Genomic DNA, 21,543 nt, shown 5'->3' with positions numbered 1-21,543 from the left:
GAGCCGCAGGCACGCCTCATGCCCGTCGTTGACGACAAGGATGGTTCGACCGTCCCTGAACAGGGGGCCGAAGGCGTGGATCGTCGTGATATGGAAGACGAACTGCGCGAACAAAACGAACGCTTTTCGGCCGCCGTCGAGAACATGTCGCATGGTCTTTGCATGTTCGACGCCGACGAGCGCATGATCATCTGCAACGGCAACTATATCAACATCTTCTGCCTCGACGCCAACGTGGCGCAGCCGGGCATCCATTTCATCGACATCCTGCGGCACAGCGTCGATGTCGGCATCGCCTCGCAAAGCGCCGAAGAACTTTACGCCATCCGCAAGCCCTATATCGATGGAGCGAAACCCTCGACCTATGAGGAGGCGCTCTCTGATGGACGCATCATCAGCATCTCGCACCGGCCATTGGCATCGGGCGGCTGGGTTTCGATCTACGAAGACATCACCGAGCAGCGGCGCGCCGAACAGGATCTCAAGGAACAGCATCGCCGCTTCGACGCGGCGCTCGAGAACATGTCGCAGGGCCTGCTGATGTATGACGCCGGCGGCAGGCTGATCGTACGCAATCAGCGCATCCTGGAGCTTTATGGTGTGACCGAGATGGATCTGCCGCTCGGCATGACTCACCGCGAACTCCTCGAACGGCTGGTGCGCCTTGGGGTCTATGCGCCCATAGATGTCGAGGACGAAGTTTCGAGGACCGAGGCTCGCGTGCTGGCCGGCCAGACGCGGTCGACCCCCCGCCGGCTCGCCGACGGACGAACGCTGATGGTTGCCCGCCGGCCGATGAGCGGCGGCGGCTGGGTCGCCACTTTCGATGACGTGACCGAGAGCAGGCTTGCCGAGGAGCGCATGACCCATCTTGCGCATCACGACGTGCTGACCGGGTTGCCCAATCGCTCGGTGTTTCGCGACCGGCTCGACCGGGCACTGGAGGATGCGGCCGCGGGACCGCTGGCAATCTTCTCGCTCGACCTCGACCGCTTCAAGGTCGTCAACGATACGCTGGGACATCCGGCTGGCGACCGGCTGCTGAAAGGCGTGGCCGCAAGACTGCTGCGCTGCGTGGACAACGACGCAGATATCGTCGCCCGTTTTGGCGGCGACGAGTTCGTGATCGTCCAATTCAACGTCGAGGGCCTGGCGAGCGCGGAAAAACTGGCGAAACGCATTGTCGAGGCCATCGCCAAACCATTTCATGACAAGAGCCGGGACATGCATGTTGGCGTCAGCGTTGGCATCGCGCTTTCTCCCGGCGATGGCAGGGACGCCGATACATTGCTGACAAACGCCGACATGGCGCTCTACCGGGCAAAAAGCGAAGGGCGCAACCTGTACCGTTTCTTCGAGCCCGGCATGGATGCCACGGTGCGCGCGCGCCGGGCGCTCGAAGCCGATCTCGATACGGCGCTGCCGAGCCGGGAATTCGATCTCGATTTCCAACCGATCATGGCCATAGCTTCGGGCGAGATTGTCGGCGCCGAGGCCCTGATGCGCTGGCATTCGCCGTCGCGCGGCACTGTGGCGCCGGACGAATTCATTCCGGTCGCCGAGGAAACCGGGCTGATCGTGCCGCTTGGCGAATGGGCGCTGCGAAAGGCCTGTGCGACGGCGGCAGCCTGGCCACCTGGCCTGCGCATTGCGGTCAATGTCTCCGCCGTGCAGCTCAAAAGCGGCGGCTTTGCTCGCAGCGTCATCTCTGCCCTGGCCTTTTCGGGCGTGCCGGCCAGACGACTGGAACTGGAGATCACCGAAACCGTGCTGATGGACGAGAGCAAAGCCGTCCTGAAGACGCTGCGACAGTTGCGTGAACTCGGCATCCGCATCGCGCTCGACGACTTTGGCACCGGCTATTCCTCACTCGGCTATCTCAGGCGCTTTCCCGTCGACAAGATCAAGATCGATCGTTCCTTCATCTCCGACATCGGCAATCTCGATACCGCAGCGATCGTGCGCACCATCATCGGGCTGGGCGCCGAACTGGGCATCACCGTCACCGCCGAAGGCGTGGAAACCGAAGCACAGCTCGACATGCTGCGCCGAAACGGCTGCGTGGAGGCGCAAGGCTATCTGATCGGCGTGCCGTCAAAGGCGGCGGAGATTCAGCACCTGTTGAAATCGAGCGCGGTGCGCAGCCAGACCGGCTGACGCCATAAATCAGCGCAGCGTCTCGATGTATTTTTCATGGAAGCCGATATAACCCGGCTCGACAACCTTCAGATGCCGCTCGATCAGCGCGTGAAACTCCGGCAACCGGTGGAAGGGCACGCCCGGATAGGCGTGATGCTCGGCATGGAAGGGCATGTTCCAGGCAAGCTTGCGCACAGCCCAGTTGGTCAGCGTCGTCCTGGTGTTCTCCAGCATGTTGGCGACGAAGGGGCAGCGGCCATGCTCGGCCAACAGGTAGAGCCGCAGGAACGGCTGGCCGAGCAGCGCGGGAAAGATCCAGACATGGAGCAGCACCTTCGCCTTGAACCACAGCGCGAGCATCAGCACGACGGCGTAGAAGGCAATCATCGCGCGCGCCTCGGCGCGTACCTTCGGACGCCCCTTGGAGGGCACGTAGCTGTCCTGGCAACGTCCCACAGCATTGGCGTAGAGCGTCTTCAAATGCCCCAACCACACTGGAAGTCCGGAAACGTGGACCAGGTACTGCCGCCAGGTTTCCGGCTTCGGGAAAGCCAGTTCCGGATCGCGTTCGGGATCCTGTGTGAAACGGTGATGGGCGAAATGGAAATAGCGGAACCAGTCGGCCGGCAGCGCGATCGCCAGGCTGCAGACACGCGCGACTGCGTCGTTCAGCCATTGCCTTTCGAAAGCCGTGCGATGCACCGTCTCATGCAGCAGCGTGAACAGGAACACGATCAGTATGCCTTGCGGCAGCATCAGCAGCGGCCAGAACGGCACCTTGGCGGCGATCAACGATCCGAGGAGCAGGATCGCGCCGAGGTGGAAAGCGAGCTGAACAAGGCCGGGCCCATCCGACTTGCCGGTTAGCCGGCTGCGCTCCTCATTCGTCAGCGAGGCGATCACGTCACGATGATCCATAGGGGCATTCCGGCTGATTGAATTCATTCGGTCAGCATACCCCAGCAAGAAACCTTTCTAACAACGAGGATTTCTGCAATATAGATAAGCTGAGCTTATCTTTTTGGTCACCGCCATGGTTGCACTGCCATCGTTGCGAGGTCTTCAGGCCTTCGAGGCGGCTGCGCGCACCGGCAGCTTCGCCGCGGCGGCGGAAGAGCTATCGGTCTCGGCCGCCGCAGTCAGCCAGCTCATCCGCATCGTCGAGGAGCAAGTTGGCCGCAAGCTCTTCCACCGCGCCAACCGGCGTGTCGTCCTGAGCGAGGCTGGCGTCGAGATGCTGCCTCGATTGACCATGGCCTTCCAGGAAATCGGCAGCGTCTCGCGCCAGCTTGCAGGCGATGCGTTCCGCCCGCGGCTCGTTGTCTCGGTCCCTCCGTCCATGGCCATGGGCTGGCTTTCCGAGCGCCTTGCCGGCTTCATCGCCATCCACGGTGCCGTCGACATATCTCTCAGGGGCGATGACGACCCGGTGTCGTTCGACCGCGACCTGATCGACGTCAGGCTCTCCTACGGTCCGCACTATCGTGAGCACCCGATCGAGGACATTGTCCAGGACGCGGTCTATCCCGTCTGCGCGCCAAAGCTTGCCAGCGTGCTGAAGGCGGATGGCGGTCCGCTCGCCGGGCTGCCCCTGATCCACACCGACTGGGGACCGACCGGCGCATCCTTTCCCTCATGGCGCAGCTGGTTCGAGGCGGCCGGCATCGCGCCTGGGCGCGGCATTCAGCGCGGCCTATCGGCAAACTCCTCGCGCGCGGCGCTCGACCTCGCCATTTCGGGACTGGGCGTGGCGCTGGCGCAAGGGATCTATTGCGCCGAGGCCGTGGAGGACGGCCGGCTGGTCCGGCCTGTCGCCAAGGCGATTGCGCTGCGCCAGCCCTATTGCCTGACGATTCCGCAGCGGAGCGCAAGAAGGGACGTCGTGGCGGCGTTCCGTGACTGGCTGGTCGATGAATGCCAGCGCGCGGTGGGCTCGCCGGCGCTCCGCTGAGCCGGCAAGCGGCGATGGTCAGAGGTGCCCGCTCAATGCCTCGACCATGTCCTTGTTCGCCGCCACGGGCACGATCTCGAACTCCACCAGATCCGCCCACTCGATCACCCTGCGCTGCAGCAGCGTGACGTCGTCGGTCTCCACCAGCAGGAAACAGCGGCTCATGTCCGCCGCGATCCAGCTATGGTGCACCAGAAGCTCCTCGGGGTTCAGGCGACCGTAATCGCGGAAGCGGCGGTAGATCTCCTTGCGGTCGCAGCCGCGAAAATCCTCGGTCACCAAAAACAGCATCTCTGCCCCAATCGGATAATTATCGGCCCGGCCGCTCCAAACGTTCCAGGAACCATTGCGTCAGCCGTACCCAGACCTCGTCCTTCTCGCCGGAGTCCTCCCAGCCATGATCGAGGTTGGGATTGTCGTTGACCTCGATGACGAAGACGCCGTCCTTGGTCTCCTTGAGGTCGACGCCGTAGAGGCCGTCGCCGATGCAGCGCGCCGCCTTGACTGCCGTCTCGACGACATGGGGCGGCGTCTCCTTCAGCGTGAAGGTCTTGATGCCGCCCTGGTCGGGCTTGCCGCTGGCCTTGTGGTTGACGATCTGCCAGTGCTTCTTGGCCATTAGGTAATGTACGGCAAACAGCGGTTGGCCGCCGAGCACGCCGACACGCCAGTCATATTCGGTCGGGATGAATTTCTGCGCGATCAGAAGATCGGAATCCTCCAGCCATTCGGTGGCGAGTGTCTTCAATTCCTCGAAATTGGCGCATTTCTTGACGCCGCGCGAGAAGGAGGAATCCGGGATTTTCAGCACCAGCGGAAAACCCAGCGTCTGCGCCGCGAGTTCAAGGTCGGAAGTGCCGGCTATCATCACGGTCGGCGGAACCGGCACCTTGTTGTAGGCCATCAGCTCGTTGAGATAGACCTTGTTGGTGCAGCGGATCATCGACAGCGGGTCGTCGATGACCGGCATGCCTTCCTGCTGGGCGCGGCGCGCGAAACGATAGGTATGGTTGGAGATCGAGGTGGTTTCGCGGATGAACAGCGCGTCGTAATTGGCGAGCTTGGCGAGGTCCCTCTTGGTGATCGGCTCGATTTCGACGCCCATCTTTTCGGCGATCCTGGCCCAGTAGCGCAGCGAGGAGATTTCCGAGGGCGGCAATTCCTCATGCGGATCGACCAGCGTGGCGAAAGTGTAGCGCGCCGGCGTGCGGCCCTTGGTGTCGCGCCATTCGCGATTGGTATAGGTGTCCAGGCATTGCAGGAAGAAGCTCTCCTCCTCCTCGGTCATGCGCGCCAGGGGATGAAAGCCGATCTTGCGGATCGAGGCCCATTCGGCACTATCCTTGATGTGGACCTCGAGCGCCGGCGCGCGGAACCAGTCGAACAGGAGCTTGGCGAATCGGTCCCACACCTTGGACGGGCCAATGCCGAAGAAGATGCAGACCTTCGCCGGAAAAGCGCCGCCAAGATCCTTACGGCACTTGTTGAGCGCCAGTTCCAGTTCGGGCAGCGCATGTTCGTAAAGCTTGCGCTCCGACAGATCGATCATGGTTTCGACGGTCGGGATGACCTTGTGGCCGCGCGAACCCGCCAGCAGAGAGGCATAATAGCCGCGGCTCTGGTAGCCGTAATTGTTCGACAGGTTGATGACTTTGGGACGCTGGCCGCGAAACAGCGCCGGATGCGCGAGATAGTCGCGGTTCGTGATAATCTTGTGCGGTGTCGCCACCTGGTCGAGATCGCTCTGCCGGCCAGTTAAGATAACCCAGGTCATTGTTATCAGCGCTTCCCCAGAGTGATGGCGGCGCGCAGTCCGTCGCGGCCGAACTGCGCCATGTTCATAAAGATGCCGTAAGGCACGGGAATGTTGGCGGCATCAAGGATGGTCTCCTGCCTCTCGTCCTCAACCCAGGGATCGTGGATCAGGATATGGTCGCCGTCGTCGCCGATGGCCAACACCCAGTGCGGCACCTTCTTGCCGAACATCAGGAAGCCGCTGATCAGCACCAGCACCAATTTTCCTTTCGCGATCGCGGCGCGAATGTCGTCGATGGTGAATGAACGGTAATTCACCGGGATGCCGTAAAGTTCCGCGCGTCGGCGAAAGTCGACCTGGGCCAGTTCCATCACCCGGCGCTTGTCCGCGCTGCGCACCGACTGGAGGAACAACGCGCCGTAGAAAGACACGTAAATCTCGGCCGCAAGGCCGCTCTCATAGCCGGCGACCGCAAGGCCGAACGGCTCGCAGCCACCCGGGCCCGACATCATGAAGACGGTCGTCGCTTCGCGCCAAAGACGAATTTCCCTGACCGGGTCCGGTACGAAGTCGTGATCGAAATTGCCCATGGCCATCATCAGGCAGCAGGGACCGCAAGTGAATTCGCAGGTCTGCTGGTAGAACGGCACGCTGGTGGCGGCCGGAAGTTCGCCGCGCAAAGTCTTCTCGTAGCGCAGCGCCGTGGCGCCGTCCTCGTAGTAATCGGGTTCGCGACCGATCTTGCGGTAGCCGGCCCGCTCGTAGATGCTGATGGCGCGGGCATTATCCTCCCGCACTTCTAGGCGCAGCATCATGCGGTCGTGTTCGAAGGCCGCCTCCTCCGCCGCCGTTAGCAACCGGCGGCCGATGCCGAGGGCGCCAAAAAAGGGACTGGTGGCGATCGAATAAAGGCGCGCCACGCCGCTGCCCTTGCGAAACAGCACAATCGCATAACCGGCGACGCGGCCATCTCTTTCGGCGACCAGCGTCTCGGCGGTCTCGCGCTCGATGAACTGTCGGAAGGAGCGACGGGAAATGCGGTCGCTGGAGAAAACAGCTTTCTCGATGGCGGCGAGATCATCGACGTCAGTCGCGCGGGCCGTGCGGATCTCGGCAGGCATGCGAGCTTGGAAAACCTCGATTGGGTTGTGATGAAGGCCCTATTCGAAACGTCCAGACACCAGCCCAGAACGGCAGCGCCCATCCAGCGCTATCGCACCTCGATTAGGGCCGAATTGTGACAGATTCGGCGCCAGCCCGGGAGGACAAAGGCTTTGAACCAGGTCACCGTTTTCGAGTAGGCGGCGGCGCCAAAAAACGATGCTGTTCAACTCGCCAGGCCGGCCAGAAGCTGGCTGTAGGCGCTCTTGGCCACGATGGCCAATTGCTCGCGCGGCACTGAGCCGACGACAGCGCAGCCATAGCCCTTGTCCAGCCAGTAGACGGCCTGCGGGCCGGCTTGCGCCGAAGCGTAGGTCCCCCTGGCGTTCTCCACCGATTCGGCCGTTACAAAGAGCGATATGCGCTCGCCCTTGTCGTCTTCATAGAGCAGCATTGCCGCCTTGCTCTCGCCAGCCGGCAGCAACCTGCCACCGACCAGTTGGAACCCGCTGCCGGTCAAGTCCGGCGCAACCAGCTTCAATCCGACCCGGTTGGACAGCCAGGTCAGCAGATGATCCTTGTCGCTTGCCGGCACTTCCACCGCATGCCGCTTCTCGGCGGCATAGATGACATGCGCGGCGATCGCCTGCTCGGCCAACTGATCCTCGGCCTGATCTTCCCGGCCAATACCGTCGCTGCCGGCAAAGTAGCCGCCAAGCCCGCCCGCGGCCAGTAGACCGGCAGCGGCGGCGGCAAGCCACCAGCGCGAGCGTGGCATTGGCGTCCTGGCTGGCGTCTCGCCAAGCACCACCTTGCGCAACCGCACCGGCACCGGCTCGTCGATCACGCCAGCGAAGGCATCTCGCAATGCCGTCCTGTCGGCGATGAAACGGGCGCTTTTCGCCTTCATCTCGGGAGTGGCGTCGAGCCATGCGTCATAGGCGGCGCGCTCATCGGCCGGCAACTCGCCGTCGAGTGCCATGTGGATGTCGCGTTCGGAGAAATCGCGGCGGATCATTTCTAGACGATCCTTATCGAACGGCGGCGTGCCGTGTCGTCCAGCAGTCCGCGCAACTCCTCGCGCCCGCGCGCGATGCGCGACATCAGCGTTCCCGCCGGCACTCCCAGGATGTTGGCGGCCTCGGCATAGGAAAAGCCTTCGATCGCGACCATGACGAGTGCGGCACGGCGGTCGGGGCTGATCGCCTGCAATGCGTCGACGATCTCGCGCGAGGCGATGCTTTCCACCTGCTCGGCCGGCTGTGCAACCGCCTCGCCCGCTTCCAGCGACAGCATCGCGGCTTCGCCGCGCCGGTTCACTTTGCGCATCTGGTCAATGAACAAATGATGCATGATCGTAAACAGCCACCTCCTGGGGCTTTCTCCCGTCTGCCAGTTGTCGAGCCGCATGAGGGCCCGTTCGAGACAGTCCTGGACGAGATCGTCGGCGGCGTCGCGGTCGCGCAACAACGAGCGTGCGTAGCTGCGCAGGCGCGGTATTTCGCCGAGGATTGCTGCCTTCTTTTCGTCCATGACCGCTGGTTTCGGAATTGCCCTATTCATCAGATTGAACGCGCCTTCGCGGCGCGACGCAAGCAGCCAGTGCGAAGCGGTCCACCGCCCCGGTCACCCAAGCAATGATGTAACGATGGAAGCGGCGGGTTTATTCCCGCAATCAATAGGAGGCCAACTACGCCAAATCGGTCTTGAGAAAGTCATTGCCTTTAAAGAGCAACGGAACATCAAGAGCCTTGGCGCAGGCGTAGGAAAAGCAATCACCAAAATTAAGGTCAGCCGGATGACCGACCGCTTTGCCGTACCGGATGCTGGCATCAATGGCGCGCCCCCCGATATCCTCGTTGATGGCTACATTGCGAGCGTCGATCTCAACAATGAACGCATCGACCAGATCGCGCGCCGCAGACAGCATTTCGGGAGTCGGCTTTTTGGCACCGGCATTCACTCGCCCGAGGGCAAGCGTAGCTTCGAGCCGAACAAGCGCTGAAATGTACAGCTGACCGTCGACGTCGGCGATCCGCTTCAGCAATTCCTCCCAACCCGATTCCTTGGCGAGAATTGCAACGACAACCGATGCGTCGACAAACATCAGTCTTCCCACATCTCGTCCATGAATGCCTTGATGTCGAAGGTGGTGTCGGACGGCCCCAACGCCGCTGCTTGCGCTTGAAGAACGGCAATCCTCTCCCGCAGCGGTTTGCGGGCGCGGCTTCGTTCAAGTTCGTGCAAAAGCGCGGTTCGCACGGCTTCCGTTTTGCTCGGCGCATTCGTCTCGCGCTGCAATTTCGTCGCCAGAGCATCTACCTCATCGTCGCGGATATAGAGCGGCATTTGAATATCTCCCGTGGAATATTCATATATTCCATTTTGAATATTCAAACAATGCTAACCCTCAAGTCTCTTTCGCCGCCCTGGTCAAAAGCCGCTGGTAAAACAGGCCGATGCCGATCAGCACGGCGCCAAGGCCGATGAAGGACAGTGCGCGAAGCACACCCTCCAGCTCCGACATGTCGAAGAGGAACACCTTCAGTACGGCGACCGCGATCAATGCGGCCGAGGCGATGCGCAGCACCTGTGATTTCAGCCAGACGCCGGCGGTCAGCAGCGCCACGCCGATGATCAGCCAGAGTGCCGAATAGGTGTAGGTTTCCAACTGGCCAAGGCCGCTCCACAAGCCGATGAACTCGCCCTTGAACAGGCGCCGCACCGACAACGTGGCATAGGCGAAGGCAAGCAGTGCCGCCACCAGCGCCAGCATGGCGGCATACCATTTCGGCCGCTTGTTGCGGGCATAGAGCGCAAGCCCTCCGGCCGCGACCGCCGGCAGCAGATAAGCGAGGAACAACAGGTTGAAGACCGGGATCTGCCCGGTCGACTCGTCGGTGAAAAGCGGGTTCAGCACCAGGAAATGCTGCACGACGATGAAGGCGACCGAAATCACGCCCGCCGCCATGGACCCGTAGCGTAGCACGGAACTTGGCGAGCGCCTGTCGATGGCCACGAGTATGGCGCCGGCGCCGATCGCGATCAGCGTGTAGATGGCCTGTTCGGCAAGTGTGGGCGCATCGCTGTTGAGGACACCGCCATGCATGGCGTGGCGCACCAGCATGGCAAGCGTCAGCAGTGCAAACAGCGCCGCCGAAGCTTCCATGGCCAGGCGCGGCCGGCCGTCGGTGGTGCGGGCCAGTTGCCAGGCGGCGAAAGCGAAGGCGAGCGCCGGCACGCCATAGCCCGGCAGCAGCCAGTTGAAAACCGGGGTCGTCGACAGGAACCCGGCACCGACGACGGTCGGATCGAAGATGACACGTCCAAGCACCGCCGCGACCGCGCCGACCGAAATCCAGCCGAGCACCGGATAGGAACGCCAGCGTGTGGCCAGCGCCGGCACGATTGCGGCCGCACCAAGCAGGATGGTTGTCCAGCCGGAACTGAAGGCCATATGCAGCATCAGCAGGCCTGCGAGCGCGGCTCCGCCGAGCGCGAAGGATACGGCCGCCCTGCCCTGCAACGGCGGTTGCTCGCCGCGCGCGATCCACTCGCCGCCGGCAGCGAAAACCACGACCAGCAGCGCCGCCACGGCGGCGTAGGCAAGATCGCGGTCGAGATTGCCGAACGTGAACCAGAGTGCCTGCAGGACGACCAACGGCACGATGACGCCCCACGCCGCCCATGACGCAGCGCGGAAGTGGGTCGCGGCGGCAAATTTGCGGGCGGCCCAGAAACCGGCGCCGATGAAGACAAGGCCAAGCGCAACACCGATGCGCAAGGTCAGTGCGTTCGATGTAGCCAGGGGCACGGCATCGATGCCCAAGACGTCGCCTGAAAAATCAGAAGCGATCGAAGTCGGCGGGATGATGCCGAGATAGATCAGCACCGTCACCAGTCCCGCCGCATAGAGCAGTGGCAGCGCCGGGGGGCGGTAGAGCGCGACGGCCACCATCGCGGCGAGCACGACGGCTCCCGGCAAGGCATCGCCGGCAGCGACGAAGGCCGGATCGACCGAAAGGCCCAGCGCCGAGAGGGCAACAAACAGGCCCGGCGCGACGGACGGCCAGTCGAAAGCCGTGGCTGATCCGCCTTCGTCGCTGCGGCGGCCGAGCCAGACGAAGGCGAGCACGGCCAGCGTGACGGTGTTCACGAACAGGATCACGGATAAATTCGCGCCCGGCGCATCGGTCATGTATAGGATCGTCCAGATGCCGGTACCGACAAAGGCCGCCGTCATCAGCAACTTCCAATCGCGCATGCGGGCAATGACGCCGCTGGCGGCAAGCACGATCGCCAGATAGCCGAACAGGGCCCAGGGATTGGGCGCCTGAGAGGCAATCAGCATCGGCGTCACCATGGCGCCGACTAGGCCGATACCAGCCAGCGCCTGGCCGTGGACAAGGGCGGCGGCAATCGTCGCTATGCCGATGGCGCCGAGCAGCGTGAAGGCGAGCGCCGGCCCGATAAATCCGTAGATGCCATGTGCGGCATAGACGGCGCCGAACAGGATGAAGGCGCCCGCCGCAGTCAGGATCGCCGGGATGTAGGCGCCTGCGGCGCCTTGCACGGGCACCCTGAAGCCGGTGCGGCGAATGAATTCGCCGGCTGCAATCAGCACAAGGCCGAGCAGCCCGGCCATGGTTAGCCGCACACCGGGGCCGAAAATTCCGGCTTCGATCGTGTAGCGGATGAGAAACAGGCCGCCCAGCGCCAGTGCCAAACCGCCGACCCAGACCGCCCAGCGGGTGCCGAGCGCCGTTTCGATATCGGGTTTGCCGGGCGCTTTCACCGCTGCGACAGGCTCGGCTACCTTGGGCGCCGCCTCGCCTGGTGTCCATGGTCCCGGCTTGACCTCGTCCGTCGCGGCGTCGGTTTCCAGAGCCGGCAGCGCCTGCCCGGTGGCTGCCTCGCTGGCCGTTGGCGAAACGACCACGGCCGCAGCAACAACGGCTTCGGCCGGCTGGCCCTCGGTCGCCGCCGGTTCGGACTGCTTGGCGAGAGGCGGCACGGCGCCGGAAAGGACGAGGCTCCGCAGTGCGCCTAGCTCACGCTCGATCAGTCCGATGCGGCTCTGCTGGCGCGAAATGATGACGAACAGCGCGATGATGGCGACAAGGCCGATCAGGCTTTCAAACATGGCGGCTCCCCCAAACCAGACCAGTTGCTACTGACAATCAAATGTGGCCTGCAAACGACCAACGGCGTCGGATCGGCGGCTGGAAAGATCGAGCATGTTTCGGCGTCGAAAGCCAGCGGCTTGCGCCTATTGGCCCTCGGCATCGGTTGCGAATGGCCGGTTCCCGGAACATTGCCTGCCAAACCCGCAGCCGGTGGCCTATGATACCTTGGCCGCAAAGGGTTCTCCAAGCGATGTCATGAGAATACGCATGCCGCAACGAAGCGCAGGACTGCTGATCTACCGGCGAAACGCCGGGGCCCTCCAGTTCTTGCTCGTCCATCCGGGTGGACCATTCTGGGCAAGAAAAGATGAGGGGGCATGGTCGATCCCCAAAGGGCTCGTCGACGAAGGCGAGGACGAGTTGAAAGCCGCCCGACGTGAGGCGGAAGAAGAACTCGGCGTCGCCATCAACGGCGACTTCCAGCCTGTCGGCAGTTATCGGCAGCCTGGCGGCAAGATCGTGAGTGCGTGGAGCGTCGAGGCCGATGTCGACACCGATGCCATCAGAAGCAACATGTTCACCATGGAGTGGCCGCCAAGGTCGGGATCCATGAAGGCATTTCCCGAAGTTGACCGGGCCGGTTGGTTTTCAGAGTTGGAGGCCGGTCTCAAGATACTCAAAGGCCAGCGCGCGATCCTGGACGATTTCGTGGAACGGCAAAAAGCCGGATAGGCGCCTGCTGTTCTCACCGGTCGTCCAGTGCGTGTTTGGACGATCCTTATCGTGCCGCCAGATTGGCGGCCGGGAAGATCGAGCATGTCTCGGTGCCGAAAGCCAGCAACTTGCCGCCGGCATCCTTCAACGTCGCCTCGGATACCGCCAGCGTGCGACCCTTGTGAATAACCTTGCCCTCACAGACCACCTCTCCGGTCCTGGGCGTGATCGGCCGCGTCAGGTTCACCTTGAATTCCGCCGTCGTATAGGCCTCGCCTTTTGCGAGCAGCGTCTGCACGGCGCAGGCAAGCGCCGAATCGAGCAGTGTCGCCGCCCAGCCGCCATGCACGCCCCCCAACGGGTTCAGGTGGCGCTCGTTCGGCACACCCCGAAACACGGCACGGCCTTCCGAGACTTCGGTCAGCGCGAAGCTGAGCTGGAAGGAAATCGGCGGCGCCGGATATTTGCCATCGATGATGCGCTGCAAAAGTTCCAGGCCGGTGTAGGCAAGCATGTCGGCATGCGGAATGGTGCCGAGGCCGAGCGGCGAGACCCGGCCTGGATAAAGTTCCACTTCGCTCATGTGATGATTTCTCTCGCGGCGGTTTCTCCCGACAGGCCTTTTGTCGTGTGGTGCTTGCGCAGCGCGGCGAGGAAGCCGGAGCGCGCGTCCGGCTGCTCGATGCCGCGCGGCTCGTAGACGTGACGGGTGAAGAAGAAGCCGGTGAGCCGGAAGGCATCCTGGATCGCCGCCGGATCGGCGCGCAGGCCGGAGCCACGCAGGAAGGCCGGCAGCGCCAGCATCTTGTCGCGCCAAGGCGCGCCGGCTTCCCGCGACACCGCTCGGCCCGATTTCGGCGAGACATAGGCAAGATCCTGCCGCGTGCCGGTCGCGGCGCACTGGCTGAGATCGAGACCGAAACCCAGTTCGTCGAGGATCAGGAGCTCGAAACGGGCCACCAGTTCGCCGGCCGCATCGACGTCATCGAGATGCACGATCATCACCGACAGCGCCTCGTAGAGGCCGCCATGGGCGTCGCGCTCGGGCAACAGGCGCAGATGCGCGGCCATGGTCTGCAGGCCATACACGGCGACCGCACTCTCCATCAACCTGGCCGCATTCATCTCGATCGCTTCGGCCTGGAACGTGCCGAGGTGCTCATCAAGGCGCGCCCGCCAAAGCAGGTCGACACGGTTGCCGGGCTGGAGAACAGGCTGCTGCTTGCGCGAGCGCCCGCCACGCACGAGGCCGAGATGGCGGCCATGCGCACGCGTCATCACCTCGAGGATGGCGCTGGTTTCGCCATGCTTGCGGGTGCCGAGAATGATTCCCTCGTCGCGCCATTCCATGCCTGGAGCATTTCACCGATCGGGTGGCGAAATCAAGGTACGGGCTTGGTGCCTGGGCTGGCTCTCGCAAGGGTGCATAAAAAGCCGCCCGCAGCATAGCTGCGGGCGGGTCTGGTGGGGTCAGTCGATCCGTTAGAACGAGCGCTGGAAGCGGAGGATGCCGCCGACGCTGCTCTTCTTGTCGGCCTTGGTCCAGTTGTTGAAGTCGGCGTCGTCGAATTTTCCTGCATTGAGGTAATCGACTTCAGCCGTGATCGTGTAACCGGGCACAATCGTGTATGCGACGTTGGCAGCGACGCCGAGGTTCTTCCAGTCGTCATAGGAGATCTGGGCGTTGAACGAGGTCTTGTCGTTGAACTTGTAGGTGCCGCCACCCCAGATCGCCCAGTTTCCGCCCCACGGCTTGTATTGGGTGCGGCCCGTGCCGAAGTCGTTGATGTTGTCGTTGGTGCCGTAGCCGCCCATGACGAACAGCGTCAATTCTTTGCCGACATTGACGTCCAAGCGAACCTTGCCGGCCACTTCCTCGTAGTTGCTGTCATAGGCGACGACGCCGGTGACCGCACCCCAGTCGCCCTTGTACTTCAAGCCGCCGACGACATGCGGAACATAGCTGTCGATCGTGTTGACGCCGGTACCTTCTTCGAGCGAGACCACGGCCGAGAAGCCGCTGCCAGCGTCGAAATAGTACTGCACGACGTTGGTATCCTTGATACCGTACGGGATGATCGTGTCCTGGATGACGTTGCCGGCATAGCCGATAAACGAATCGTATGCCGTTTCATCCTTACCGACGCGCAGGCCGCCGAGCTGAATCCAGGCGAAGTTGAGGGTCGTCGCCTTGTTGCCGGCCTGCCAGCCAGTGCCGCCAGTCTCATAGTCGCCGCTGCTGTTGCCAAATTGAAAGCGAGTCTCGGTGTAGGTCTTCAACGTACCGAGCTCGGTTTCCTGGCCGGTCCAGGTCTTCAGCGCGAAGCGCATGTTCTTGTAGTAGGTGTCGTGGCTATCGCCGTCCATGTGATCGGCAACGTTGTTGACGCCATCCAGCGTGCCGCTGTCCCCGACGCCTATGTCATAGCGGAGATAGCCGCCGATGCGCAGGCAGGTCTCGGTGCCGGGGATATAGAAGTAGCCGGCGCCGTAGACGTCGCAGATCCTGACGTATTCAGCGGGTTCTGGCTCGGCGACGACGACAGCGTCGGCGGCGCGAGCGCCGGAGACCGCGATCAGTGCCGCGGCTGAGCCGAGAAGAAGGCTCTTGATGTTCATTTTCTGACCTCTCCAGTCAAAGTTAAAAATGGCTTCGGATTTTGGTTGGCGGATATATTTTCCCGCCTCACCACAACGAAAAAGGCCCGCACCGCGTCCCCTTTTCGCGGCGAACATACCCATCAATCTTCCGCCTTCAATGACAATTCCACAAACATTCGGGATTGATGACATAGATTAAATCCGTGTTGCATAAATATCACTGGAGAATTCACTTCAAATTACGGAACCGCACAAGTGGAACATTGTCATATTTCCGTAATAATTCCCTGTATGCTCCAATTTTATGATGATATTCCACGGATACCGATTGTTTGAGAAATTTCGCTTAAATAAATCCACTTCCGTGGTCGTTTCTACCTAACCATTCCCCAGCCACGTGAACCCGAAGCCTATCCCCTCGAAGGAGTCTTTTCAGCGCGTCACGGGCACGCCGCGACGGACCATGGGCCATGGGCCATGGGCCATGGGCCATGGGCCATGGGCCATGATGGGAAGATCAACCCTACGTCAACGGACTCGTCTGCAAGAATCCGCGCTGGCCAACTGAGAAGTCGACCCAAGCGGAGCCTCGGCGTCCCTGGTCGATAGCCGCCAGCCAACGGTTTGGGTCGTTATTACCGGCGCTTGTGGTCGGCCAGCACCGCGTCGATGACGCGCCAGGATTGTTCGATCTCGGCCGAGTTGACGTCTATCTCGCCGGCGGCGGTGATCAGCGCCTTCCATAGTGCCCAGCCGCGGCCGCGCGCCCAGGTCGCGTCGTCGACGCCGAGGCCAGCGCGGAACACTTCACGGCTTTGCCCCTCGAACAACGTCCAGGCAATCGCCAGATCGCATGAGGGATCGCCGACGCCGGAGGTGCCGAAGTCGATCACCGCGCTTAGCCTGCCGTGTTCAACCAGAAGATTGCCCCAGCTGACATCGCCGTGGAACCAGACGGGCGGGCCTTGCCAAGGGGCGGCAAGAGCCGTTTCCCAGACAGCGCTTGCCGCGCCGGCGTCGATACGGGTGTCGAGCGCCGCGATCGCTTGTCTCGTCTCCCCGTCATAGACGTTCAGCGGCCCGCCGCGAAAGAAATTGTGTTGGCCCGGCCCCGGTCCGCCAGCCGGGTCGATCCGCTTCAGCGCAATCAGAAAGCCGGCCAGGTCCGCCGCGAATTCCGACAGGTTGGCGATACGCTCGCGCTTTGCAGTCTCACCTTCGATCCACCTGTAGACGGACCAATGCCACGGATAGCCTTCGGCCGGGGCTCCCATCGCCAGCGGTATAGGGATGGGCAGCGGCAACAGCGGCGCCAGCCTCGGCAGCCAGCGATGTTCCTTCTCCACTTGCAGGAAATAGGCGGCGGCACTGGGCAACCGAACGGTCATCTCGTCGCCGAGACGAAAGCTTCTGTTGTCCCATCCGCCAGGTTCAATCGGCCGAACCGCAAGATCCCTCCAGCGAGGAGATTGCGCCGCGATCAACCGGCTGACCAAAGCTGCGTCGATGTTCGACTTGCTATCCATCCATCCTAGTGCGGAAACTCGAGCCCCATCTCACGGTAGCGTTCGGGATCGTCGCCCCAGTTCTCGCGCACCTTGACGAACAGGAACAGATGCACCTTTTGCTCGAGGATGCCGGCGATTTCCATACGCGCCGCCTGGCCGATGGCGCGGATGGTCTCGCCCTTGTGGCCGAGCACGATCTTCTTCTGGCTGTCGCGTTCGACATAGATGACCTGCTCGATGCGCACCGAGCCGTCCTTCTTCTCTTCCCATTTCTCGGTTTCGATGTGCGAGGAATAGGGCAGTTCCTGATGCAGCCTGAGATAGAGCTTCTCGCGAGTGATCTCGGCGGCGAGCTGGCGCATCGGCAGATCGGAGATCTGGTCTTCCGGATAATACCAGGGCCCCACCGGGAGCGCCTCGGCAAGGTAATCGAGAAGGTCCTTGCAGCCGGAGCCGGTCAGCGCCGAAACCATGAAGGTGCGCTTGAACGGCACTCTTTCGTTCGCTGCTGCCGCCAGCGCCAACAACGCCTCCGGCTTGACGCGGTCGACCTTGTTGAGGATCAGCGCCATCGGCTGGCGCACATCCTTCAGGCGTTCGAGAATGGCGTCGGCATCACCTCTAATGCCACGCTCGGCATCGATCAGGAGCAGCACGATATCGGCATCCTTGGCGCCGCCCCAGGCTGTCGTCACCATTGCCGTGTCGAGACGCCGCTTTGGCTTGAAGATGCCCGGCGTATCGACGAAGACGATCTGCGCGTTGTCGTGCGTGGCGATGCCTCTGACGATGGCACGCGTCGTCTGCACCTTGTGGGTGACGATTGACACCTTGGCGCCGACAAGCTGGTTGACCAGCGTCGACTTGCCGGCATTGGGCGCACCGATCAGCGCTACGAAGCCGGAATGCGTAACGGCCGCAGGCGCGGCCGGAACCGTGTCTTCCGTGGCTGTCATGCCGCGTCTCCCTGATCGATCCAGACACCTTCACGAATCAGAAGGGCGGCGGCGGCGGCCTGCTCGGCCTCGCGTTTGGAGCGGCCGCTGCCGACAGCCGGCTGGAACCCACCAACCATGACACTGACGGTGAACAGCGGATCGTGATCCGGCCCCTCGCGGCTATCGATGCGGTAGACGGGCACGGCGCTTGCCGCCTGATGCGCCCATTCCTGCAACTCGGTCTTGGCGTCGCGTCGGCCGGCACCCGACGCCTGCGAGCGCGGCTGCCAATATTTGTGGATGAAAGCGCGCGCCGCTTCCAGCCCTCCGTCGAGGTAGAGCACGGCGATCAGTGATTCCAGCGCGTCGGCGCGCAGATTGACGCGCTTGCGTCCCTCGAGCCCTTGAACGTCGGATCCGGCGCGGATCAGCTCCGGCAGACCAATATGTTCGGCGATCTCCGACAGCGCCTCGGCATTGACCAGCGCGTTGAACCGCAGCGACAATTCGCCTTCCGCCGCATCGGGAAACGCGGCCAGCAGCATATCGGCCACCACGAGGCCGAGAACCCGGTCGCCCAGGAACTCAAAGCGCTCATAGTCGGTGCCGGCATTGGCGCCGCGGGCGCTGGCATGGGTCAAGGCACGCTGCAGGCGCCGGCGGTCGGCAAAGGCATGGCCCGTGCGCTCCACCAGCGCTTCGGCGAGCGCGTCGGCGGTCAGCCGTCTTGTCGCCGCCATGACCCTAATTAACGAAGTGGAAGAGGCGCGAAGCACGCATAAGCGACGGCCACTTCCAGATTTCGAGCGGGCTCGCCTTGCCGGCGATCGAGAAGAAAACAAGGTTGGCCCGGCCAACCAGGTTTTCGGCCGGAACGTAGCCGACGGAGAATCGGCTGTCGGCGGAGTTGTCCCTGTTGTCGCCCATCATGAAATAGTGACCGGGCGGAACATCGAACTCGCGCGTGTTGTCGCCGATCGAGTTCGGCGACAGATCCAGCGTGTCGTAGCTGACGCCGTTGGGCAGCGTCTCGCGATAGACGTCGATCGGATAATCCTTTTCGGTGATGTCGGGATTGTCGATCTGTCCGGTCTTCACGCGCGGCACGCCGACGCCGTTGATGAACAGCTGGCCGTCCTTCACCTGGATCTTGTCGCCAGGCAGGCCCACCACACGTTTGATATAGTCGACGGACGGGTCTGGCGGGAACTTGAACACAGCCACATCGCCGCGCTTCGGCTCGGAGCCCCAGATGCGGCCCGAGAAGATGTCCGGGCCGAAGGGCAGCGAATAACGGGAATAGCCGTAGGACCATTTGGTGACGAAGAGATAGTCGCCCTCGAGCAGCGTCGGCCGCATCGAACCCGACGGGATGGAAAAGGGTTGGAACAAGAGCGTGCGAATGACCAAGGCAAGCAAGAGCGCCTGGACGATGACGCTGACGGTTTCGCCAAGCCCGCCGGATTTCTTCTGGGGTTTTTCAGCCACGCTCATGTCGTCCTCGATTGTGCGTTGGATGGTATAGAGTCTCGGCGCGCGCTGGGCAACGTCATGCCGGTGGTCAGATGCAATCAATGTGGCGCTTGTTCGACGGGCAACGCTTCGATGATCACAAAGGCTTGAGCAAGCGGAAAATCATCCGTGATGGTGAGATGGATCATCGCCCGATGGCCCTTTGGCAGAATCGCGTTCAGCCGCGCCTCGGCGCCACCGGTCAGTGCCATGGTGGGCGCGCCGCTCGGAAGATTGACGACACCCATGTCGCGCCAGAACACGCCCTGCGCCAGGCCGGTGCCCAGTGCCTTGGCGCAGGCCTCCTTGGCTGCGAAGCGCTTGGCGTAGGAGGCCGCCCGCGCCCGACGGTTTTCGGAGCGGGCTTGCTCGACCTCGGTGTAGATTCTCTGGATAAAGCGCTGGCCATGGCGCTCCAAGGACTTTTCAATGCGTCTGATATCGATCAGATCGCTGCCGATGCCGATGATCATCGCGCGGTGGAACCGATGCTTGCGTTTGGGTGAGACGATTGCTCATGGCGGGCCGCGCGCTCTGCCAGCCGTTTGCGCCGCTGCTCGCGAAAGGCGTTCATGCCCCAGCGCGTGATGGCGTAGAACAGAACCCCAAAGGCCAGTCCAAGCGGTATCGCACCGATCAGCATCGGCTTCAGCACCGGGGCCCACAATTGCGCGAAGGAAAGGTTGTGCAGCATCTCGCCCAGATGTGCTGGCGGGCCGTGCGCCGGCAGGCGGCTGTGCAGGATGAGCTTGCCGGTCTCCCAGGAGGCGCCCCACAGCAGCGGGAACGTCAGTGGATTGCCGAAGAATACGGCGCCAAGTGCGGCCGCCACCAGATTGCCGGCTATGAGCCAGCACAGCACCGCGGCAATGGCGAAATGGAAACCCACCGGAAAGAACGAAGCAAAGACGCCAGCGGCGACGCCGGCCGCCACCGCATGCGGCGTGGCCTTCAGCCGCAGGATGCGCTTGGAGAAGTACTGCAGCGAGCGCGAAAACGACCGGCGCGGCCATAGATAGGTACGCACCCGCTCCAAGAGGCCATCAGGCTCGCGGCGTCGAAAAAGCACTCTATTCCAATTCCTGATCTACCAATACCCGCCGTCCTGCCACCCAAGCCAGGTCACAGCAACTTATCTTGCGCTTCCGGGGCGCAGAAAGGCAACAACGACTTTGATATAGCGACAGGCTGCCTTCGGAACAACGAAACGCTGCCGCGATGGTCTGCCGCAGGGGGTAACAAGATCGCCATTGAGGCGAAACTGAGGAAAAGAAGGACGGCCGGCATGGCCACCATTCGACCAGCGCGCGACGACGAGGCGAAAGAGTTGCCCGATATCGAGCAATCCGCCGGGCTGGCGTTTCGTTCCATACCGGACCTCGCCTGGATCGCCGAAGACGGCAATATGAGCGTCGAGCGGCACCGCGCGCTGACCACGGAGGGCACATGCTGGGTCGCCACGGACAAGCGCGACCGCGCCATCGCCTTCTTGAGCGCCAGCGTTGAGGACGATGCATTGCATATCCTGGAATTCGACGTTCGTTTTGAGTGGCAAGGCTCGGGCATCGGCCGAGCCCTGCTGGAGACCGTCATCGAGGAGTCCAGGCGGCGCGGCCTTGCAACGATCACGCTGACGACATTTCGCGATGTTGCTTGGAACGTGCCGTTCTACCGAAAGTTCGGATTCCGCGTCCTGGAGGATGCGCAGATCGATGCGCGGCTCGCCGGGTGGCTGAGACAGGAAGCCGCGCACGGCATGCCGGTGAGCCGGCGCTGCGCAATGCTGCTCGATCTCGCGCGGATTTAACGGCGGCTATTCCAGATATTCACTGACCTCGATCAGATTGTCGTCGGGATCGCGGAAATAGACAGACATCATGCGGCCGCGTGCGCCGATCCGCTCTACTGGTCCAAGTTCCACCGCCACACGATCGGCTTCGAGACTGGCGAGGAGTTCGCCGAGCGGCCGATCGGTGATCAGGCAGAAATCACCGGCTCCGGGCGTCGGCGACTTCGCCTTCGGCTCGAAGGTGCGGCCGACCTCGTGGACATTGATCTTTTGGTTGCCGAAAGCCAGGGCTGTCGGCAGGCCCGGCGTATCGATGCGCTTAAAGCCCAGAACGCGCTGGTAAAAGGCGCAGGTCGCCTCGAGTGAGGCCACCGTCAGCACGAAATGATCGATACTGATGATCATCCC

The 21,543-nt window shown here is 62.6% G+C and carries 23 protein-coding genes; 4 read left to right on the top strand and 19 right to left on the bottom strand.

The genetic code is table 11. The features are described from left to right. Nucleotides 1–18: 18 nt before the first annotated feature. Entirely contained in the window at nt 19–2,157 is a 2,139-nt protein-coding gene (locus tag FJ490_RS02965) for an EAL domain-containing protein (RefSeq protein ID WP_140728181.1), read from the top strand. 9 nt (nt 2,158–2,166) lie between these two features. On the opposite strand, the gene FJ490_RS02960 is transcribed toward FJ490_RS02965, so the two are convergent. Continuing rightward, entirely contained in the window at nt 2,167–3,057 is an 891-nt protein-coding gene (locus FJ490_RS02960; protein WP_140728180.1) for a fatty acid desaturase family protein, read from the bottom strand. Between the two features lie 115 nt (nt 3,058–3,172). Between FJ490_RS02960 and FJ490_RS02955 the strand changes: the two genes are divergently transcribed. Further along, nucleotides 3,173–4,090: a LysR substrate-binding domain-containing protein gene (locus tag FJ490_RS02955; protein WP_140520681.1), complete on the top strand. Its 918-nt coding sequence runs from the start codon at nt 3,173–3,175 to the stop codon at nt 4,088–4,090. A gap of 18 nt (nt 4,091–4,108) precedes the next feature. Here FJ490_RS02955 and FJ490_RS02950 read toward each other — a convergent pair whose 3' ends face one another. From FJ490_RS02950 to FJ490_RS02915, 8 genes are all read right to left on the bottom strand, one after another. Then, nucleotides 4,109–4,381, bottom strand: coding sequence for a DUF3303 family protein (locus FJ490_RS02950; protein ID WP_140728179.1), 273 nt, complete (start codon nt 4,379–4,381; stop codon nt 4,109–4,111). 19 nt (nt 4,382–4,400) lie between these two features. Next, on the bottom strand, nt 4,401–5,864 hold the full coding sequence (locus FJ490_RS02945) for a RimK family protein (RefSeq protein WP_140494569.1): 1,464 nt from the start codon (nt 5,862–5,864) through the stop codon (nt 4,401–4,403). A 5-nt stretch (nt 5,865–5,869) separates the two neighbouring features. Next, on the bottom strand, nt 5,870–6,967 hold the full coding sequence (locus tag FJ490_RS02940; RefSeq protein WP_140657959.1) for a GNAT family N-acetyltransferase/peptidase C39 family protein: 1,098 nt from the start codon (nt 6,965–6,967) through the stop codon (nt 5,870–5,872). A 206-nt stretch (nt 6,968–7,173) separates the two neighbouring features. After that, complete coding sequence (locus FJ490_RS02935) at nt 7,174–7,965, bottom strand: anti-sigma factor (RefSeq protein WP_140517812.1); 792 nt, start codon at nt 7,963–7,965, stop codon at nt 7,174–7,176. Between the two features lie 2 nt (nt 7,966–7,967). Then, on the bottom strand, nt 7,968–8,480 hold the full coding sequence (locus FJ490_RS02930) for an RNA polymerase sigma factor (RefSeq protein WP_140728178.1): 513 nt from the start codon (nt 8,478–8,480) through the stop codon (nt 7,968–7,970). Nucleotides 8,481–8,637: 157 nt separating this feature from the next. After that, nucleotides 8,638–9,054, bottom strand: a complete 417-nt coding sequence (locus FJ490_RS02925) for a type II toxin-antitoxin system VapC family toxin (RefSeq protein WP_140494577.1) — start codon at nt 9,052–9,054, stop codon at nt 8,638–8,640. Beyond that, on the bottom strand, nt 9,054–9,296 hold the full coding sequence (locus FJ490_RS02920; RefSeq protein ID WP_140494579.1) for a type II toxin-antitoxin system VapB family antitoxin: 243 nt from the start codon (nt 9,294–9,296) through the stop codon (nt 9,054–9,056). The genes FJ490_RS02925 and FJ490_RS02920 overlap by 1 nt, the downstream gene beginning before the upstream one ends. 61 nt (nt 9,297–9,357) lie before the next feature. After that, nucleotides 9,358–12,090 (bottom strand): DUF2339 domain-containing protein, encoded by a 2,733-nt coding sequence (locus FJ490_RS02915; protein ID WP_140565014.1) that lies wholly within the window; start codon nt 12,088–12,090, stop codon nt 9,358–9,360. Between the two features lie 250 nt (nt 12,091–12,340). Between FJ490_RS02915 and FJ490_RS02910 the strand changes: the two genes are divergently transcribed. Continuing rightward, nucleotides 12,341–12,805, top strand: a complete 465-nt coding sequence (locus FJ490_RS02910) for an NUDIX domain-containing protein (protein ID WP_140520686.1) — start codon at nt 12,341–12,343, stop codon at nt 12,803–12,805. 46 nt (nt 12,806–12,851) lie between these two features. On the opposite strand, the gene FJ490_RS02905 is transcribed toward FJ490_RS02910, so the two are convergent. The 9 genes from FJ490_RS02905 to FJ490_RS02865 form a co-directional block, all read right to left on the bottom strand. Then, nucleotides 12,852–13,370, bottom strand: a complete 519-nt coding sequence (locus FJ490_RS02905; protein WP_140517809.1) for a PaaI family thioesterase — start codon at nt 13,368–13,370, stop codon at nt 12,852–12,854. Beyond that, entirely contained in the window at nt 13,367–14,137 is a 771-nt protein-coding gene (recO, locus tag FJ490_RS02900) for a DNA repair protein RecO (protein ID WP_140494585.1), read from the bottom strand. Before recO ends, FJ490_RS02905 begins: the two co-directional genes overlap by 4 nt. Before the next feature lie 132 nt (nt 14,138–14,269). Beyond that, on the bottom strand, nt 14,270–15,406 hold the full coding sequence (locus FJ490_RS02895; protein WP_140517808.1) for a porin: 1,137 nt from the start codon (nt 15,404–15,406) through the stop codon (nt 14,270–14,272). 617 nt (nt 15,407–16,023) lie between these two features. Continuing rightward, nucleotides 16,024–16,914, bottom strand: coding sequence for an aminoglycoside phosphotransferase family protein (locus FJ490_RS02890; protein ID WP_140728177.1), 891 nt, complete (start codon nt 16,912–16,914; stop codon nt 16,024–16,026). Between the two features lie 5 nt (nt 16,915–16,919). Continuing rightward, nucleotides 16,920–17,852 (bottom strand): GTPase Era, encoded by a 933-nt coding sequence (era, locus tag FJ490_RS02885; protein ID WP_140494591.1) that lies wholly within the window; start codon nt 17,850–17,852, stop codon nt 16,920–16,922. Continuing rightward, nucleotides 17,849–18,574, bottom strand: a complete 726-nt coding sequence (gene rnc, locus FJ490_RS02880; RefSeq protein ID WP_140494593.1) for a ribonuclease III — start codon at nt 18,572–18,574, stop codon at nt 17,849–17,851. The genes era and rnc overlap by 4 nt, the downstream gene beginning before the upstream one ends. A gap of 4 nt (nt 18,575–18,578) precedes the next feature. Beyond that, nucleotides 18,579–19,328, bottom strand: a complete 750-nt coding sequence (gene lepB / locus FJ490_RS02875; protein ID WP_140494595.1) for a signal peptidase I — start codon at nt 19,326–19,328, stop codon at nt 18,579–18,581. A gap of 77 nt (nt 19,329–19,405) precedes the next feature. Beyond that, nucleotides 19,406–19,819, bottom strand: coding sequence for a holo-ACP synthase (gene acpS, locus FJ490_RS02870; protein WP_140494597.1), 414 nt, complete (start codon nt 19,817–19,819; stop codon nt 19,406–19,408). Continuing rightward, nucleotides 19,816–20,415 carry a DUF2062 domain-containing protein gene (locus tag FJ490_RS02865; RefSeq protein WP_140494599.1) on the bottom strand — a complete coding sequence of 200 codons (600 nt, stop codon included), beginning with the start codon at nt 20,413–20,415 and terminating at the stop codon, nt 19,816–19,818. Before FJ490_RS02865 ends, acpS begins: the two co-directional genes overlap by 4 nt. A gap of 216 nt (nt 20,416–20,631) precedes the next feature. Here FJ490_RS02865 and FJ490_RS02860 point away from each other — a divergent pair, with 216 nt between their 5' ends. Continuing rightward, entirely contained in the window at nt 20,632–21,153 is a 522-nt protein-coding gene (locus FJ490_RS02860; RefSeq protein WP_140559459.1) for a GNAT family N-acetyltransferase, read from the top strand. A gap of 6 nt (nt 21,154–21,159) precedes the next feature. On the opposite strand, the gene FJ490_RS02855 is transcribed toward FJ490_RS02860, so the two are convergent. Next, the gene (locus FJ490_RS02855; RefSeq protein ID WP_140559458.1) at nt 21,160–21,540 is read right to left on the bottom strand and encodes a VOC family protein; all 381 of its coding nucleotides are present in this window, start codon (nt 21,538–21,540) and stop codon (nt 21,160–21,162) included. Nucleotides 21,541–21,543: the final 3 nt, after the last annotated feature.

It is taken from the genome of Mesorhizobium sp. B2-5-11 (genome assembly GCF_006440835.1).
GTDB lineage: Bacteria > Pseudomonadota > Alphaproteobacteria > Rhizobiales > Rhizobiaceae > Mesorhizobium.
The sequence above is the reverse complement of the archived record's forward strand: the minus strand, read 5'-3'. Positions and strand labels throughout refer to the sequence as shown.